The following is a 715-nucleotide window of genomic DNA, read 5'->3' as shown; positions in this document are numbered from 1 at the left end:
CCCCGAGGCCACCATCCGGCACGAGGTCATCGGCGACCTCGCCGACCACGAGTGGGCGGGCAACGCCAAGATCCGCGACGTGCTGACCGGCCTCTTCGACGGCCTGGACCTGTCCCAGTTCCCGCAGGGCCTCGACACGGTGATCGGCCCGCTGTCCGGCGGCGAGCGCCGCCGCATCGCGCTGGCGAAGCTGCTCATCGCCGAGCAGGACCTGATCGTCCTCGACGAGCCGACCAACCACCTGGACGTGGAGGGCATCGCCTGGCTGGCGCAGCACCTGCGCAACCGGCGCTCGGCGCGGGCGAAGACGTAGTCGCTGTAGCCGCCCTCGTACTCGTACACGTCACCGCGCTGCACGTCCCACATGCGGGTGCAGACCTGGTCGAGGAACCAGCGGTCGTGGGTGACGCAGACGAGCGCCGAGCGCGAGCGCATCGCCGCCACGGAGGAGTCGAAGCGGCAGAACCTGATGCGCAAGGAGCTCGCCTGGCTGCGGCGCGGAGCGCCCGCGCGGACCTCCAAGCCGCGCTACCGCATCGAGGCGGCGAACGAGCTGATCGCCGACGTGCCGCCGCCGCGTGACACGTCCGAGCTGATGAAGTTCGCCTCGGCCCGGCTCGGCAGGACCGTGTTCGACCTGGAGGACGTGACCGTCCAGGCCGGGCCCAAGGTGCTGCTGCAGCACGTGACCTGGCAGCTCGGCCCGGGCGACCGG

General features: G+C 71.6%; 2 pseudogenes. Both read left to right on the top strand.

Annotated features, from left to right (window positions below):
* Positions 1-300, top strand: a pseudogene (locus EAO77_RS41185) (ATP-binding cassette domain-containing protein); the annotation flags it as partial.
* 115 nt (positions 301-415) lie between these two features.
* A pseudogene (locus EAO77_RS41180) lies at positions 416-715 on the top strand (ABC transporter ATP-binding protein); the annotation flags it as partial.

Origin of the sequence: Streptomyces sp. T39, from assembly GCF_008042045.1 — a bacterium.
Classification (GTDB): Bacteria; Actinomycetota; Actinomycetes; order Streptomycetales; family Streptomycetaceae; genus Streptomyces.
This window is presented reverse-complemented; position numbering and strand designations above follow the sequence as displayed.